Raw genomic sequence first — 15370 nt, 5'->3', positions numbered from 1 at the left:
ACAATCCGGCCCCGACATTGGGTGTATGATCTGCGGCTGTTCTGAGCCAGCGGCGCCCGCCGCTGGTGCGTAGTGCAAATCACTGCGGCGCATCACTGCCGCTGACCATTGCCCTACCGCATCCCGGTTTCTCATTCCTATACGTTGGTCCCCACCATGACCGTCATTCGTCAAGAAGACCTCATCCAGAGCGTCGCCGACGCGCTGCAGTACATCAGCTACTACCACCCGATGGACTACATCACTGCTCTGGGCCGCGCCTATGAGCAGGAGCAGAGCCCGGCCGCCAAGGATGCCATCGCGCAGATCCTGACCAACAGCCGCATGTGCGCAGAAGGCAAGCGCCCGATCTGCCAGGACACCGGCATCGTCACCGTGTTCCTGAAGGTGGGCATGAACGTGCGCTGGGACGGCGCCACGATGAGCCTGGAAGACATGGTCAACGAAGGCGTGCGCCGCGCGTACAACGACGTCGACAACAAGCTGCGCGCGAGCGTGCTGGCGGACCCGGCTGGCAAGCGCACCAACACGAAGGACAACACCCCGGCCGTGATCAACATGTCGATCGTGCCGGGCGATACGGTGGACGTGATCGTCGCGGCCAAGGGCGGCGGCTCGGAAGCCAAGTCGAAGTTCGTGATGCTGAATCCGTCGGACTCGATCGTCGACTGGGTGCTCAAGACCGTGCCGACCATGGGCGCCGGCTGGTGCCCGCCGGGCATGCTGGGTATCGGCATTGGCGGTACGGCTGAAAAGGCCATGCTGCTGGCCAAGGAAGCCCTGATGGAGCCGATCGACATTCAAGACCTGATCGCCCGCGGCCCGAGCAACCGTGCGGAAGAGCTGCGCATCGAGCTGTACGAGAAGGTCAACGCGCTGGGCATTGGCGCGCAGGGCCTGGGCGGCCTGGCCACCGTGCTCGACGTCAAGATCCTGGACTACCCGACGCACGCCGCCAACCTGCCGGTCGCGATGATCCCGAACTGCGCAGCCACGCGCCACGCACACTTCACGCTGGACGGCAGCGGCGTTGCCAAGCTGGAAGCGCCGGACCTGTCGCAATGGCCGAAGGTGGAATGGGCACCGAACACCGAAACGTCGAAGCGCGTGGACCTGAACGCGCTCACGCCGGAAGAAGTCGCCTCGTGGAAGCCGGGCCAGACCCTGCTGCTCAACGGCAAGATGCTCACCGGCCGTGACGCTGCGCACAAGCGCATCGCCGACATGCTGGCCAAGGGCGAGAAGCTGCCGATCGACTTCACCAACCGCGTGATCTACTACGTCGGCCCGGTCGATCCGGTGCGCGATGAAGTCGTCGGCCCGGCAGGCCCGACCACCGCTACGCGCATGGACAAGTTCACCGAGACGATGCTCGCTCAGACGGGCCTGATCGCCATGGTGGGCAAGGCCGAGCGCGGCCCGGTCGCCATCGAATCCATCCAGAAGCACAAGTCGGCCTACCTGATGGCCGTGGGCGGTGCGGCTTACCTGGTGTCGAAGGCCATCCGTGGTTCCAAGGTGCTGGCGTTCGAAGACCTGGGCATGGAAGCCATCTACGAATTCGACGTGAAGGACATGCCGGTCACCGTCGCAGTCGATAGCTCTGGCACGTCGGTCCACAAGACCGGCCCGGCGGAATGGCAAGCGAAGATCGGCAAGATTCCGGTCGCCGCAGCCTGATCTGCTCAACGTCTGATATGACGACACGCGCGCAGGCACCGGTCGGCGTCTTCGATTCCGGTCTCGGAGGCCTCTCCGTCCTGCGCGCGATTCGTGCCGAATTGCCGGCCGAATCGCTGCTCTACCTGGCGGATTCCCGCCATGCCCCGTACGGGGAAAAATCTCCCGAATACATTGCCGACCGCACGTTGCTTGCGTGTGAGTGGCTGGTCAACCAAGGCTGCAAGGCGCTGGTGATCGCGTGCAATACCGCCACGGCGCAGGCCGTGCACGTGCTACGCGAAAAACTGGCAGTGCCGGTGATTGGTGTCGAGCCGGGCCTGAAGCCGGCGGTCGCACACTCAAAGAGCCGTGTGATCGGTGTGCTCGCCACGGAGAGCACGTTGCGCAGTGAGAAATTCGCGCGCCTGTTGGCTGCGGTCTCCGGCGATTGCAAAGTGATGAGCCAGCCGGGCTACGGCCTCGTCCCGTTGATCGAACGCGGCGACACGCACTCCCCCGCCGTGCTGGAACTGCTGCAAGCCTATCTGCAGCCCATGCTGGATGCCGGCGCCGACACGCTGGTACATGGCTGCACGCACTACCCGTTCCTAGAAGACGCCATCCGCGAGATTGCGGGCGATCGGTTGACGCTCATCGATACCGGCCACGCTGTTGCACGCCACCTGGGCCGCACGTTGGTCGCGGCGCAGTTGCAAGCTGATGGACCAGCCGCATCGCCACGCTTCATGACCACTGGCGATGTGCTTCCGCTGCAGGCCATGGTGGCCGCGCTGCTGGGCGAAGCGCCGATGGCCAGCCAAGTCTTGATTGGCGACACCTCCCTGGCAACGTCGTAGTCGACGCCCTCACGCAGGAAACTTGCGGTCGAAGGCACGGTTGTTGGCTTCGATCACCTTGAGCGAATCCTCCGCCCAGGTTTTCAGGGCAATCACCAACGGCAACAAGGTACGCGCGAGCGGGCTCAACGCATATTCCACACGTAGCGGTCGCTCATCGTAGACGTGCCGCTCGATCAGTCCGTCGCGCTCCATCGCGCGCAGCGTCTGCGTCAGCATCTTCTGCGAGACCGCCTCCAGGCGCCGCCGGATATCGCCAAAACGCATGGGCGCGTCTTGCAGCGCCACCATGGTCAGCACTGTCCACTTCTGCCCGACGCGCGCCAATACGCCACGAGACGGACACACTTTCAGGAACGCATCCGGCGGTAGCTGAATCTTTCTCGACATGGTTACTTTTAGGTACCTAATTGACGATAGAAACCATTATCGGAAAGATGGGGCCTCCCAATCAACCTTAGGGTGCAAACCATGAAGATTGCGTTTCTTGGCGGTGGAAATTTCGGCGGCAATCTGGCCAGCCTGCTCACGGCAGCCGGTCACGACGTAGTGGTGGGATTGCGCGATGTCTCACGTGCACGCCCCGGTGCCAGCTATCGTGTGACATCGCTGGAAGCGGCTGCGGCACATGGCGATGTTGTCGTGATCGCCATCCTGTACCAGGCGTGTGCTGACACACTGCCGCCGCTAGCGTCACGGCTGAGCGGCAAGATCGTCGTGGATGCGACCAATGCGCTGCAGGACGACTGGTCGCCGCTGCCGCTGGGAGCGTTCGCCTCCGCCGCCGAAACGCTGCACCACCTGCTCCCCGCCTCCAGGCTCGTCAAGGCGTTCAACACGGTCTTTGCCGACATCATGACGCCGGACCGGCTTGATCGCAGCGGACAGCCGGTCACGGCGTTCATTGCCGGTGACGATGCGCAGGCCAACACGATCGTCGCAGACATTGCCGCAAGCGCGGGGTTCGCCCCGGTCGTCACAGGCCCCTTGAGCAACGCCCGCTATCTCGAGGCCATGGCGCATCTCAACATTCAGATCGCCGTGCGTCAGGGCGGTGGGACGGATGCCGGGTTCGTCTATCACCGGGCGGACGGGGCACGCCAGCTGCGTGCCACGCAGCAGCACGTCTGATTGGCTGGGCTGAAAAAACAAAAGGCCCCGATCACGCCGGGGCCTTTTGCATCCAGGCCCGTTCGAAGGCCTGGCACCTCACGCCGTCAAGCGACGGCATTGCGCTGCGTTATACCGACGGCTGCGCCGGTGCAGCAGAACCCACCGACTCGCCTTCGTTCACCTCTTCATCCGCCGGCTCGTACTTCGCGACCACGGCAGTGGCCAGGCTGTTGCCGATCACGTTGGTGGCCGTGCGGCCCATGTCGAAGAACTGGTCGATACCGATGATGAGCAGCAGACCGGCTTCCGGCAGGTGGAACATCGGCAGCGTGGCCGCCACCACCACCAGCGACGCACGCGCCACACCGGCCATGCCCTTGCTCGTGAGCATCAGCACCAGCAGCAGCGTCAGTTGCTGCGTGAAGCTCATCTCGATGTTGTAGGCCTGTGCGATGAACATCACCGCAAACGCCTGATACATCATCGAGCCATCGAGGTTGAACGAATACCCCAGCGGCAGCACGAAGCTGGCAACGCGCTTGGGCACGCCAAACTTCTCCAGCGCTTCCATCGTCTTCGGATACGCCGACTCACTGCTGGCCGTGGCAAACGCCAGCATGGTCGGTTCGCGAATCAGCCCCAGCAGGCGGCCCAGCGAGCGGCCCAGCAGCACATAGCCGACGAAGAACAGGATCGCCCACAGCAGCGCAAGGCCCAGATAGAACTCGCCGATCAGCTTGCCGTAGGTCCACAGCACGCCCACGCCTTCCACCGTGATGGCGGCGGCCATAGCGGCAAACACGCCCAGCGGAGCAAAGCGCATCACGTAGTCGGTAATGCGGAACATCAGCTTGGTCAGTTCTTCCAGGCCTCGTCCGATCACGGACTCCATCGGGTTCTTCATCGTCGACAGCGCGGCGCCGAAGAACAGCGAGAACACCAGGATCTGCAGGATTTCGTTGTTGGCCATCGCCTCCACGATGCTGCGCGGGAACACGTGCGTGATAAAGGCCTTGAGCGTGAAGTCACCGGTCTTCAAACCCGACGTTGCCGCCATGTCGGGCAGCGGCAGATTCATGTGCACGCCCGGCTGGAAGAAGTTGACCAGCAGCATGCCCAGCGCCAGCGACGTGGCCGACGCACACACAAACCAGATCATCGCGCGCAGGCCCACGCGGCCAACCGCGTTGCCACCGCTCATGCTCGCCAGCCCCGTCACCAGGGTCGAGAACACCAGCGGCGCGATGATCATCTTGATCATGCGCAGGAAGATGTCGGTGATGATGCTGAAGTACGAAGCGATGTCCTTGGCCGCAGCGGCGTCCTTGGCGTATTCGTGGCAGCCCCAGCCGACGGCAATGCCCAGCACCATGGCAATGCCGATGTGGGAGGTCAGACGTTTGGTGTTCAAGACTTTCTCCAGGAATTCCCCGGGGCCGGAGGGCGGTCACGGGCCAGCGGATCTTGTGTGGGCCAAGGGCGGCCCAAGTTCGTCACGCTTTGTAAAAAGCGAGGATATTAGACAAGCAGATGGCGATCGTTATGTCGATGTTGCATAGCAACATGCAAATTTTGCATAGATTGCCCAGCGCTGGCTGCCGGCTCGTGCCGATGCCGCACAGGCATTGGCATCGCGCATCGTCAGCGAGATTATTGATTGGTGCGCAATGCCGTCGGCGCATACCAACAAGCGCCCTTTAGCACACACGTGATGCGGCGTTTGCGTCACTGCTACCATCATCGGTCGGCAAACCCATAGGATCCCCACGATGAAGATGGCCCCCTTTGCTTTCGGCACGACCGACTGGTCCGCCATCGAGCCCACCGAGCATACCGGCGAGACCGGCATGGCCCTTTGGCGCACACGCTACTTCGGTGACGAGCCCAACCGCATCCGCGTGCGCATGGTCGAGTACACCCCGGGCTACCTGGCCGACCACTGGTGCAAGAAAGGTCACATCCTGTTCTGCCTGGACGGCGAACTGGAAACCACGCTGGAAGACGGCCGCAAGTTCACGCTCACGCCCGGTATGAGCTACCAGGTGGGGGATGATGCCGAGGCGCATCAGTCCTATACAAAGACGGGCGCCCAGCTCTTTATTGTCGATTGATCGACACACGCTGAAAAATCCCCGCCCCGCGCTCGGGGAAATGCGTGTTCATGTTGTTGTGATTGGCGGCTGACTAGCGCTGATCCAACACCCTCCGCACATCCCATTGCTGCGGATTGGGTGACACACCCTCAAGCGTGAGCGCGATGAACGCCCCGATGGCGTCGATAAAGCCCGCGCGAAAGGCCGGTGGCTGCGCAAGCGTGACCGAATTGATTTGCGATCGCAGCCGTGTCGGCTCGAATCGTTGGTTCGCGCGCGCATCGGCTTGTATCCAGTGCAAGAAGCTTTGCGCCTCAAGCGCCCCCGAAAGATAGACGTGCCGATTTTTCATTGACCGCCTCCGTGTGTGGATCGCGCGGTGGCGACCGGCGGCGAGGGGTAAGACGCGGGGCGATGCCCGCTAGCGGATTGTGTAGACATAGGTCCTCTACGGTTAGAAGACCCGCCCTTCGCTGCGAAACGAGGGTGGCGGGCCCGACGGCAAGGTTCGCAGACTGGCAACCGTAGAAACCAGCAGACCTTTCGGTCTCCCTGCCCGGCCCGCCAAAGTACAGACGTGCACGAACGCGGATATTGCAACCGCCCAAAAGCGGTCATCCGTCTACGGTTGTGGGCTGCGAAACCCTGACTATCGCGAAGGCGATAGCGGCGTGATTATAGCGAGCGCGGTTCTTCGTCCGCTATCGGAAGAAACGCATTGAACATTGATGCGCGATGGTTCTGCGCTGATCTCGACATTTCTGAGCCAAAGCCAGATTCGTCCTATAGCTTTCCTGTTGCTGTTTTTGGGAATCTGCCACGCGAGCAAGGTACGGGTTCCTAAGCGACTTGCTCTGCGGTTTTCAAACCCACCGAAAACGGGTGCCGATCACCACCAATAACGGAGCAACAGTGCAAGGACAGCAAACCAACGAAGCGCCCCACCCCTTTGCGACCATCGGCGCGGAGACGGGACGAGGTGACTGGGTAAGCAAGACGAGCACCCATACAGGGTATCGCGGACTCACCCTCGCGCATGTCGGCGATATCGTGACCTATGAAGACGGCGCAGGTGCCGTCGCCGCGTGGGGCGATAAGCCCTTGGGGCTGATCGGCTCACGCTTGAGCAATGGCGACAGGATTGCAAATGGCTTGCGGGACCACTTCGGCATCACCGTCCACGCAGACAAGCCCGTCGCCGGATTGATTGACGCCGCCTATGCTCTACCGGAGCAGCATCATGCGTAAGGCAGCTGTTAGGCACGGCGACCCCACCACAACTGGCGGGACGGTCATGGCGTTCCAGGCGACGATCTTCGACGATGGGAAACGGATCGCGCTAACCGGGGAAGAGGCAACCTGCGGCCGTTGCGATGGCGTTTTCAAGATTGCTGGCACTGGGCAAGGCATGTCGGACAACGGGCGGCCCGTCGTGGTTGACGGCGACCTTGTGCTCTGCCCGTGCGGTAAGAATCGCGTCATCGTTGGGGCGAATCCGGGGATTTTTCTTGAGATCAACAGTTCGGCAAGCACTCCGGCGAGCGAGTCCAGTTGGTCGATACCCACGTACATTCCCCCACACAGCCAGAAGCCGATGATGGCTTCGTCACTCAAGGAGACAGATCGGAAATCGACGCTGCAGGATCATCCAGAGTTGATCTGTCCGAATATGACCAACGAGCAGTTTGCAGAGTTGATCATGAGGCTGTCCGCCGAGTTGGTGAGACGCACACAAAACCGATTGGGCGAGCTGCAACGATGGAACACCCAAGATCAGCGCAATGTTGTGACATGGTTCGGCGTAGCTGATCACGCAACGCGGGAAACACTGCTCGACGGGCTCGGCCGCATGTTGCGCGTTCTCAAATCCCTCACACCGGCGAACTTTGTGCGCTACTCCGAAACGGCGCTCAAGCATGTTGGATGCGTGCCAAGACCAGGGGCAGAACAGCGAGGGGTAATAGCAGCCGTGTGTAAGCCCGATACGGAAAATCATACGATTGCTATTGCACTAGGCTTCTGCACACTACGTGACGACAGCGACCGAGTTGATTCTCAGATTCTCACATTGGCGCACGAGATTTCGCATTTTATCGACACACTGGATACGGAAGATGAAGAGTACAGAATATGGAACGCAATTGCGCTGGCACGCGCCAAATCCCCGATTTGCATCAAGAATGCGGACAATGTGGCCGCGTACATCGTGGTCCGCGATAGCAATATCCCTAGCAACTTCGGTACTTCTATCATTAAGTTCTAGCGCGCTCGCATGCCAGCCAAGCGAACATTTCTACGCGCACTTTCCAGAATGGTCGGATCGCTTGGAAGGGGGGGAAGCAGCAAAGCTTGCCTCGTGGACGATAGAAATGAAAAAGTACCCCAATCATCAAATATTCGTTTTAGTTGGCTTCAAGGAAGTAGGCCAACAAACAGAGGACTTGGCTCAACGTAGAGCCCAATGGGTAAAGAGTTTTCTAATGGGCATGGGGGAAGACGGGGATCGGATTGTTTTTGGTGGTGCTGAAAAATACCACTCCGACCCTTACTCTGCGGTCACGCCTTCAACCCTAATGATCGAGTTTGGTCCGGGCTGCCCAAATGGATGCTGCGACGCCAAAGGGAAGCCCTACTACTAAGACACGTAAGAATTAACGCGGTGTAAAACCAATCGACCGGTGCTCGCGCAACTCCGGCTTGATCGAATGCTCCTGCCGCAGTTGCGCGAGAAACGCCTCCGGCTCCAGCGCCTCGCCCAACAGTAGCGATTGCTGCTTGACCACCGCAAAGTCGCCCGGCGTGAGCATGTCGAGCGAGGCCAGAATCTCGCGCCACACCGGCTTGAGCGCATCCGCATTGCCACCCAGCGCCTCGGCAATGAACATCTGCTCGCGCTGCGCCCGCATCAGGGGCCTGAAGCGGATCTTGAACGCAAAGCGCCGCAGCGCCGCCTCATCCAGCCGATCGAACAGGTTGGTCGTGCAGATGAAGATGCCGTCAAAGCGCTCCATGCCCTGCAGCATCTCGTTGACTTCCGACACCTCGTAGTTGCGCACCGCGCCCTGGCGGCTCTGCATGAAGCTGTCAGCTTCGTCGAGCAGCAGGAGCGCGCGCTCTTCTTCCGCACGCGAGAACATGGCGGCAATCTGCTGCTCCGTCTCGCCCACGTACTTGCTCATCAGGTCTGATGCGCGGCGGATCATCAGCGGCACGTCGAGTTGGCTGGCGATGTGCTCGGCCAACACGGTCTTGCCCGTGCCCGGCGGCCCGAAGAAGCACAGCGTGCCGCGCTTGCGCGCACGTAGCGCTTCAATCACGCGCTCCACAGGAAAGCGCGTCTCCAAGTTCAGATAATCGAGCTTGTATTCGGTGACGACACGGTGCGCCGGTACTTCCGGGCGCAAACCCATGGCCTGATCTGCATGATCGAGCTGGCGCACGATCAACGATTCTGCAGACTCTTCCATCGCCGGCTGCGTCAGGCGTGCGAAGCGTGCGGCCGAGTCGATCTGCGCAGGCGTGAGTGTCTTGCGCGCGGCCAGCTTGGCCATGAAGGCATCCGACACTTCCAGCCCTTCCAGATGCTTGCGGATGATGCTCTCACGCACGGTCGGCGGCGGCACCTTCAACTCAAGATGGAACTGGAAGCGCCGCAGGTACGCCGGATCGATCTGCCGGATCGAGTTCGACACCCAGATCACCGGCACCGGGTTCTGTTCCAGCGTCTGGTTGACCCACGCCTTACCGTTGACGGAGCCGCGCGGCTCTTCATGCCCGAACAGGCTCATCAACTCGCGCGTGGGGCCGGGGAATACGTCTTCCACCTCATCGAACAGCAATACGGCGCCAGGCCGACCGCGCAGGAAGGCTTGCGAGACCTGCAGCGATCGGTAGCGGTCTTTGCCGGAGAGGCTGTTGCCATCCTTGTCGAGGCAATCCACCTCGTACAACTCGCAACCGGCATCGCGCGCCAGCACACGGGCCAGTTCGGTCTTGCCGGTGCCGGGCGCGCCGTACAGCAGGATGTTCACGCCCACGGCACGCGTCTGCGACGCGTTTTCCAGCAAGGCGGTCAGATAGCGCGCGTCCGTCTCGACATGCGGATAGTCGGATTGCGCCAGCGTGGTCGGCGGCGCGGGGCGTGTGAAGACGGCCATCATCTCCGCCTCACACGCGTAATCGCCCAGCAGCACGTGCAGCAGACGATCGGAGATGCGCATCAGGTCGCCCAGGTCCGTGACGCTGTTCTCGGGCAACGGCGGCTCGATCAGGCCAAGCGTTTCCAACCGCGAACCGGGGCGCAGGGAGGCGGCCACTTCGGCAGTGCTCGCGCCTGCCAGCCCCGCCAGCAACTGGAAGGCCTCCTGGCTGTGAGCGACCTTGCAATCGACCATCACTGCACGCAGGTCGCGCTTGTACTTCACCAGCGACGCGAACAGCAGCAGCGCGCGCTCATGCGGCGGCAGGCCCAGCACGTGCGCCAGCATGTCGATATTGCCGACCAGCAGCACGCGCTCGCTGGATAGCCGCTCACCCAGTGCATCGCACGAGGCGCCAAACACGGTGAACATGTCCTTGGCGTGATGCTTGACGTACTCATCCAGGTAATAGAACAGCGAGCTTTCATCAAAGGCGCTGCTCCACTGGCCGTGGCGGTCCATGAAGGTGGGCAGATCCAGCTTGCCGACGGCGCGCCAGCCGGGCATATCGGCGCAGCGCGCAGCCAGGAAGCGCTGCAGGCGCTGGATGACCGTCACGGGCCAGATCAGCTCCGGCGCGCAGACGGTGAGAATGTCGTTGATGTTGGTGCGCAGATTGAAGCGCAGGCCCATCGCACAGACCGTACGCAACGCAAATTGCGCGCACATGGAGTCCAGTGACGACAACAGCGATTGAGGCTGCCTGCCGCCCGTGGGGACGAACGTACCATCGTCGGCGTCGTCCAGGCTGAGGTTGTCTTCATCCATGGTCGCCCCCTATTCACCGCTTCCCCGTTCACGGTTGGCCGGCCGGTCACCGTGTTTGAATGCTTTTCATCCTAGCGTGTTTGCGCGTGCAGCGTACCCGGGTCGACCCCCATGCCCGCAAATTGCGGGCCCGCTGAGCCCATACGATCAAAGCGCCTGGGCAGCCAGTTCTCCGCTATCCGTCATCTGGATGTGCAGCCCGCCCCACGAAAGACGTCGAAAGGATCATGGGATTTTTCGCAAATAGGAATCATTATCGTTTATACTTTTTCTTATCGCTGCAATAGGCTGAAACAAAGTCGCACCCCGACTTTCGCAACACTGTTGCATGTTGCGGGCCTAAAATACCTGTCATGTCGGCAGCGACCCTGCCGACACCAACACTAGGCGCCATGGAACTGCTCCTGAGTCTGCTGATCAGCATCGGGGTTTCGCTCATCGTGTTCGGCAAGCGCTGAAGCCGAGCCTTGTTGAACGGTTGCTCTGCCAAGGCCCATTGCCGCACTCCGCCCTATTTTTTCCGCTCTCGATTCCCGGTCGTTGATGATTCACCCTCGTACTCTCAAGATTCTGGTGGTCGTGCTGTTGCTGCACGCGGGCGTGCTGATGCTGATTCAGCTTGGCCTGATCAAGTCGCCACTGAGCAAGGAGGAGCCGCCTGAGCTGCAGGTCAACCTCATCCCCGCCACGCCAGAGCCCATCAAGCAGCCGGAGCCGCCCAAGCAGCAGCCGGTCAAACAGGAAGCGCCCAAGCAGGTGAACATCGTCAAGCCGGTGGCGCAACCCAAGCCGACACCGATGCCGACGCCCAACCTGCCGCCGTCGGACAACGCACCCGTGGCGCCGGCCACGCCGCCTGCACCACCCGCGCCGCCCGCAGAACCCGCACCGGCCCCGGCGCCCAGTGGCCCGATCAGCGTGGGCATCAACGATATCCAGTGCAGCGATCCGCAGCCCGTGTATCCGTCGATGTCGCAAAAGATGGGCGAGGAAGGCCGCGCCATGGTCAAACTCTCCATCGGCGTTGCAGGTGAGGTCACCAACGTGGCGCTCACGTCGTCTTCCGGTTCACCGCGTCTGGACCGTGCCGCCACTGAAGCGGCCCGCTCCATCAAGTGCACCCCGTACAAGCAGAACGGCCATGCCGTGCCCGTTGTGGCAAGCAAGCCGTATGTCTTCAAGCTCGATAATTAATCCGATCCGTCTCTCGCTCAATTCAGGACACTCATCATGCAGGAACTCGGTCTTTCCCATCTCTGGACACAAGGCGATATCGTCGCGCGCGGCACGGCCATTCTGCTGCTGATCATGTCGCTCGCCTCGTGGATCGTCATCCTCACCAAGGCGTGGGACATCGTGCGCCTGAAAGGCATGGCGCAAGGCGCTGAAAAGCGCTTCTGGCACTCCGACGACTTCGACCACGCCATGCAGACGCTTGGCAGTCCAAAGGACAACCCGTTCTACGCACTCGCGCAAACCGGCCGAGAAGCCGCGCAGCACCACCGCGCCAGCCAGCCGCAACTGCACGATGTGATGGACATCTCTGACTGGCTGACGCGTTCGCTCAAGAGCGCCATTGATGAGTCGGTCGGCCAGATGCAATCGGGCCTGGCCGTGCTGGCCTCGGTGGGTTCGACGGCACCGTTCGTGGGCCTGTTCGGTACGGTGTGGGGCATCTATCACGCCCTGCTGGGTATCGGCGCATCGGGCGTGCCGACCATCGACAAGGTGGCGGGCCCCGTTGGCGAATCGCTCATCATGACGGCCTTCGGTCTGGCCGTGGCCATTCCGGCCGTGCTGGGCTACAACGCGCTCACGCGTGGCAACAAGTCCATCATCGCCAAGCTCAACCGCTTCGCGCATGACCTGCACGCCTACTTCGTGACCGGTGCGCGCCTGCGTCCGGGTGCCTCGCGCGACGATGCCAGCGTCCGTCTGGCCTCGGTCAAGCAGCAGTAAGGAGAGCCACGATGGCCTTCGGTACCTTCGACAACGATGACGAGGTGATGAACGAGATCAACATGACGCCGCTGGTCGACGTCATGCTGGTGCTGCTCATCATCTTCATCATCACCATTCCTGTGATCAACCACGCGGTGAAGATCGACCTGCCGCGCGCATCGAACAAACCCGACGACGCCAAGCCGCAAAGCGTGAATGTCGAGATCAACGCGCAAGGTCAGGCGTTCTGGAACAACCAGCCGGTGGATGAAGCCACGCTGCAGGCCAACATTGCACAGGCCGCGCAACAGCAGCCGCAACCGGAGATGCACCTGCGTGCGGATCGCAACGTCCGCTACGAGCGTGTCGCTCAGGTGATGGCGGCCATCCAGCGTGGAGGCCTGGCGCGCATCGGCTTCGTGACGGAGCCTGAGCGCAACTAAGGCAGCTGACACAACATCCCGCCACACCGGCTCGAACCCCCGTCTTTGCACGGGGGTTTGTCATTTCTGGCTCCTTCCATTTGCAAAGGAGCGGCGCTGGCGGTACTTTTGCGGCCATCCCCGCAATCAGAAGGATCCTACATGGCAAGCTCTCCCGCCCCTGCCGACATCGCGCCGCCGCGCACCACCCTGGTTCCACAGGTCGTTGTGCCATCGCTGGTCGTACTGGTCCTGCTGCTCGTGCTGTGCACCGTACAGCCCGAGTTGGCCGATCGCGCCTTCGGCGTCGCACAACGCTGGGTCACAGGGCACTTCGACTGGTTCTACATGCTGGCGGTTACGGGCTTCCTGGTGTTCTTGATCATCGTGGCGGCCAGCCGGTTCGGCGACATCCGCCTGGGCCCCGACGAGGCCGAACCCGAGTTCAGTTTCGTCTCCTGGACGGCGATGCTCTTCGCAGCCGGCATGGGCATCGGGCTGATGTATTTCGGCGTGGGTGAGCCGATGCAGCACTACCTGCAACCGCCGACCGTCGCACCGCAGACTGCCCTTGCCGCGCGCGAAGCGATGCTCTCCACCTTCTTCCACTGGGGCCTGCATGCCTGGGCCATCTACGGTGTGATGGGCCTGGCGCTGGCGTACTTCGCGTTCCGCTACAACTTGCCGCTCACCATGCGCTCGGGCCTGTATCCCATCCTGCGTGAGCGCATCAACGGTGTGCTGGGCCATGGGGTAGATGCCTTTGCCTTGATCGGTACGATTGCCGGCATTGCCACCACGCTTGGCTACGGCGTGCTGCAACTCGGCGCGGGCCTGCATCAGGTGGCGGGGTGGCAAACCGATTCCGACACCTTCCGCGTGGGCCTCATCTGCGTGGTGGTGCTGCTGGCCGGTGCGTCGGCCGCGTCGGGGCTCGGCAACGGCGTGCGCCGGCTCTCGGAGCTGAACCTGACGCTGGCCTTCCTGCTGCTGGCCTTCGTCATCATTGCGGGCCCCACCGTCTTTCTGCTGCAGGCGTTCAGCGAGAACGTCGGCAACTACCTGTCGAACCTGGTCAACCTGTCGTTCCGCACCTTTGCCTACACCCCACCTAACTCGTCCGGCTGGTTCAGCGGCTGGACGATTCTCTATTGGGCGTGGTGGGTGTCGTGGTCGCCGTTCGTCGGCATGTTCATTGCGCGCATCTCACGCGGGCGCACGGTGCGGCAGTTCGTGATCGGCGTGCTGATCGTGCCGACCGCGTTCAACCTGCTGTGGATGACCGCCTTCGGCAACAGCGCGATCTGGCTCGACACCCATCAGGCAGCCGGCGACCTCGCGCGCACCGCAGGCAATGTCGATGCCCTGCTCTTCCACTTCTTCGATTACTTTCCCGGCACCACGGCGCTGTCGTGGCTGGCCATCGTGCTGATCGCCGTGTTCTTCGTGACCTCGGCCGATTCCGGCGCGTTCGTGATCGACACGATCGCCTCGCGTGGCGCCGTGCATTCACCGGTGTGGCAACGGCTGTTCTGGGCGGTCGTGCTCGGGGCAACGGCCGCCATCCTGATGCTGGCCGGCGGCCTCAAGGCCTTGCAGGCGATGACGCTGATTGCTGCCCTGCCGGTCGCGATCATCATGCTGCTGCTCTGCTATGGCCTGTGGCGTGGCATGTCGGCTGACCGCGCGCACTACTCGCGCGAACTGGCTCCTGCCACATCCTTCTGGAGTGGCCAGCGTTGGCGCCAGCGTCTTGCGCAGATGGTGAACCCGTCCACCGAGGCCGACGTGCGCGCCTTCCTCGCCACGCATGTGCGGCCCGCCATGAACGACGTGGTGACGGAACTGAGCCGGCGCGGTATCGAGGCGCACGTGCTCGAAGCCGAAGACAGCGTGCGCCTGGTCATCCCCGATCCATCGGACCGCGATTTCGTCTACGGCGTGCGCAGCGCAAGCAAAGCGCTGCCCGTCGCGACACCAAGCCAGGCAGCGGCACCCGACCACGCGCTCACCCATGAGCCCGTCACTTTCTTCGAAGACGGTCGCGAGGGCTACGACATCGAGTACCTGCGCGGCGAAGAGATCATCGCCGACATCCTGCGCCACTACGAGCGCTACCGCGCCCAACGCACAGACGAGCGCACGACCCTCCTGCGCGAAGCGCCGGGTCATACCTGAGACGCAACCGGGCCATGTGCCCGGTTTCTTTTTTCAGGGCCGGCGGGCAGCCATCAGCACATCGTCAGATGTCGCTTGTAATGATAACGATTCTCATTTAGACTGCTTGGCATTCGCTGGAATCCCTTGCCAGTCAA

General features: G+C 62.1%; 15 protein-coding genes. 11 read left to right on the top strand and 4 right to left on the bottom strand.

Annotation, left to right across the window (positions count from 1 at the left end; genetic code table 11):
- Positions 1 to 156: 156 nt before the first annotated feature.
- Together F7R11_RS08515 and murI are read left to right on the top strand one after the other, a co-directional pair.
- Positions 157 to 1680, top strand: coding sequence for a fumarate hydratase (locus F7R11_RS08515; RefSeq protein ID WP_048932725.1), 1524 nt, complete (start codon positions 157 to 159; stop codon positions 1678 to 1680).
- Positions 1681 to 1697: 17 nt separating this feature from the next.
- Complete coding sequence (gene murI, locus F7R11_RS08510; RefSeq protein ID WP_064806256.1) at positions 1698 to 2519, top strand: glutamate racemase; 822 nt, start codon at positions 1698 to 1700, stop codon at positions 2517 to 2519.
- 9 nt (positions 2520 to 2528) lie between these two features.
- Here murI and F7R11_RS08505 read toward each other — a convergent pair whose 3' ends face one another.
- Positions 2529 to 2909 carry a winged helix-turn-helix transcriptional regulator gene (locus F7R11_RS08505; RefSeq protein ID WP_064802603.1) on the bottom strand — a complete coding sequence of 127 codons (381 nt, stop codon included), beginning with the start codon at positions 2907 to 2909 and terminating at the stop codon, positions 2529 to 2531.
- A gap of 81 nt (positions 2910 to 2990) precedes the next feature.
- Here F7R11_RS08505 and F7R11_RS08500 point away from each other — a divergent pair, with 81 nt between their 5' ends.
- The gene (locus tag F7R11_RS08500) at positions 2991 to 3650 is read left to right on the top strand and encodes an NADPH-dependent F420 reductase (RefSeq protein ID WP_064802600.1); all 660 of its coding nucleotides are present in this window, start codon (positions 2991 to 2993) and stop codon (positions 3648 to 3650) included.
- 109 nt (positions 3651 to 3759) lie between these two features.
- Here F7R11_RS08500 and F7R11_RS08495 read toward each other — a convergent pair whose 3' ends face one another.
- The gene (locus F7R11_RS08495; RefSeq protein ID WP_064802598.1) at positions 3760 to 5043 is read right to left on the bottom strand and encodes a dicarboxylate/amino acid:cation symporter; all 1284 of its coding nucleotides are present in this window, start codon (positions 5041 to 5043) and stop codon (positions 3760 to 3762) included.
- Positions 5044 to 5401: 358 nt separating this feature from the next.
- Between F7R11_RS08495 and F7R11_RS08490 the strand changes: the two genes are divergently transcribed.
- The gene (locus F7R11_RS08490) at positions 5402 to 5743 is read left to right on the top strand and encodes a DHCW motif cupin fold protein (RefSeq protein ID WP_021194885.1); all 342 of its coding nucleotides are present in this window, start codon (positions 5402 to 5404) and stop codon (positions 5741 to 5743) included.
- 73 nt (positions 5744 to 5816) lie between these two features.
- Here F7R11_RS08490 and F7R11_RS08485 read toward each other — a convergent pair whose 3' ends face one another.
- Positions 5817 to 6077: a hypothetical protein gene (locus F7R11_RS08485; RefSeq protein ID WP_064802596.1), complete on the bottom strand. Its 261-nt coding sequence runs from the start codon at positions 6075 to 6077 to the stop codon at positions 5817 to 5819.
- 530 nt (positions 6078 to 6607) lie between these two features.
- Here F7R11_RS08485 and F7R11_RS08480 point away from each other — a divergent pair.
- From F7R11_RS08480 to F7R11_RS08470, 3 genes are all read left to right on the top strand, one after another.
- The gene (locus F7R11_RS08480; RefSeq protein WP_151180520.1) at positions 6608 to 6973 is read left to right on the top strand and encodes a hypothetical protein; all 366 of its coding nucleotides are present in this window, start codon (positions 6608 to 6610) and stop codon (positions 6971 to 6973) included.
- The gene (locus F7R11_RS08475; RefSeq protein ID WP_082932798.1) at positions 6966 to 7988 is read left to right on the top strand and encodes a M35 family metalloendopeptidase; all 1023 of its coding nucleotides are present in this window, start codon (positions 6966 to 6968) and stop codon (positions 7986 to 7988) included. Before F7R11_RS08480 ends, F7R11_RS08475 begins: the two co-directional genes overlap by 8 nt.
- Before the next feature lie 106 nt (positions 7989 to 8094).
- Positions 8095 to 8364: a hypothetical protein gene (locus tag F7R11_RS08470; RefSeq protein ID WP_151180519.1), complete on the top strand. Its 270-nt coding sequence runs from the start codon at positions 8095 to 8097 to the stop codon at positions 8362 to 8364.
- Positions 8365 to 8376: 12 nt separating this feature from the next.
- Here F7R11_RS08470 and F7R11_RS08465 read toward each other — a convergent pair whose 3' ends face one another.
- On the bottom strand, positions 8377 to 10692 hold the full coding sequence (locus F7R11_RS08465; protein WP_064802592.1) for an AAA family ATPase: 2316 nt from the start codon (positions 10690 to 10692) through the stop codon (positions 8377 to 8379).
- 543 nt (positions 10693 to 11235) lie between these two features.
- Here F7R11_RS08465 and F7R11_RS08460 point away from each other — a divergent pair.
- From F7R11_RS08460 to F7R11_RS08445, 4 genes are all read left to right on the top strand, one after another.
- Entirely contained in the window at positions 11236 to 11886 is a 651-nt protein-coding gene (locus F7R11_RS08460) for an energy transducer TonB (RefSeq protein ID WP_021194888.1), read from the top strand.
- A 36-nt stretch (positions 11887 to 11922) separates the two neighbouring features.
- Positions 11923 to 12651, top strand: coding sequence for a MotA/TolQ/ExbB proton channel family protein (locus F7R11_RS08455; protein WP_021194889.1), 729 nt, complete (start codon positions 11923 to 11925; stop codon positions 12649 to 12651).
- 11 nt (positions 12652 to 12662) lie between these two features.
- Positions 12663 to 13076 (top strand): ExbD/TolR family protein, encoded by a 414-nt coding sequence (locus F7R11_RS08450; RefSeq protein WP_021194890.1) that lies wholly within the window; start codon positions 12663 to 12665, stop codon positions 13074 to 13076.
- A gap of 141 nt (positions 13077 to 13217) precedes the next feature.
- Positions 13218 to 15233: a BCCT family transporter gene (locus F7R11_RS08445; protein ID WP_082932797.1), complete on the top strand. Its 2016-nt coding sequence runs from the start codon at positions 13218 to 13220 to the stop codon at positions 15231 to 15233.
- The last annotated feature ends 137 nt before the right edge of the window (positions 15234 to 15370 follow it).

It is taken from the genome of Ralstonia insidiosa (assembly GCF_008801405.1).
GTDB classification, from domain to species: Bacteria; Pseudomonadota; Gammaproteobacteria; order Burkholderiales; family Burkholderiaceae; genus Ralstonia; species Ralstonia insidiosa.
The sequence above is the reverse complement of the archived record's forward strand: the minus strand, read 5'-3'. Positions and strand labels throughout refer to the sequence as shown.

Excerpts from the sequence above, each read along its gene's own strand:
- F7R11_RS08515 (WP_048932725.1), top strand. The coding sequence starts at position 157 with ATGACCGTCATTCGTCAAGAAGACCTCATCCAGAGCGTCGCCGACGCG.
- murI (WP_064806256.1), top strand. The coding sequence starts at position 1,698 with ATGACGACACGCGCGCAGGCACCGGTCGGCGTCTTCGATTCCGGTCTC.
- F7R11_RS08505 (WP_064802603.1), bottom strand. The coding sequence starts at position 2,909 with ATGTCGAGAAAGATTCAGCTACCGCCGGATGCGTTCCTGAAAGTGTGT.
- F7R11_RS08500 (WP_064802600.1), top strand. The coding sequence starts at position 2,991 with ATGAAGATTGCGTTTCTTGGCGGTGGAAATTTCGGCGGCAATCTGGCC.
- F7R11_RS08490 (WP_021194885.1), top strand. The coding sequence starts at position 5,402 with ATGAAGATGGCCCCCTTTGCTTTCGGCACGACCGACTGGTCCGCCATC.
- F7R11_RS08485 (WP_064802596.1), bottom strand. The coding sequence starts at position 6,077 with ATGAAAAATCGGCACGTCTATCTTTCGGGGGCGCTTGAGGCGCAAAGC.
- F7R11_RS08475 (WP_082932798.1), top strand. The coding sequence starts at position 6,966 with ATGCGTAAGGCAGCTGTTAGGCACGGCGACCCCACCACAACTGGCGGG.
- F7R11_RS08470 (WP_151180519.1), top strand. The coding sequence starts at position 8,095 with ATGAAAAAGTACCCCAATCATCAAATATTCGTTTTAGTTGGCTTCAAG.
- F7R11_RS08465 (WP_064802592.1), bottom strand. The coding sequence starts at position 10,692 with ATGGATGAAGACAACCTCAGCCTGGACGACGCCGACGATGGTACGTTC.
- F7R11_RS08460 (WP_021194888.1), top strand. The coding sequence starts at position 11,236 with ATGATTCACCCTCGTACTCTCAAGATTCTGGTGGTCGTGCTGTTGCTG.
- F7R11_RS08455 (WP_021194889.1), top strand. The coding sequence starts at position 11,923 with ATGCAGGAACTCGGTCTTTCCCATCTCTGGACACAAGGCGATATCGTC.
- F7R11_RS08450 (WP_021194890.1), top strand. The coding sequence starts at position 12,663 with ATGGCCTTCGGTACCTTCGACAACGATGACGAGGTGATGAACGAGATC.
- F7R11_RS08445 (WP_082932797.1), top strand. The coding sequence starts at position 13,218 with ATGGCAAGCTCTCCCGCCCCTGCCGACATCGCGCCGCCGCGCACCACC.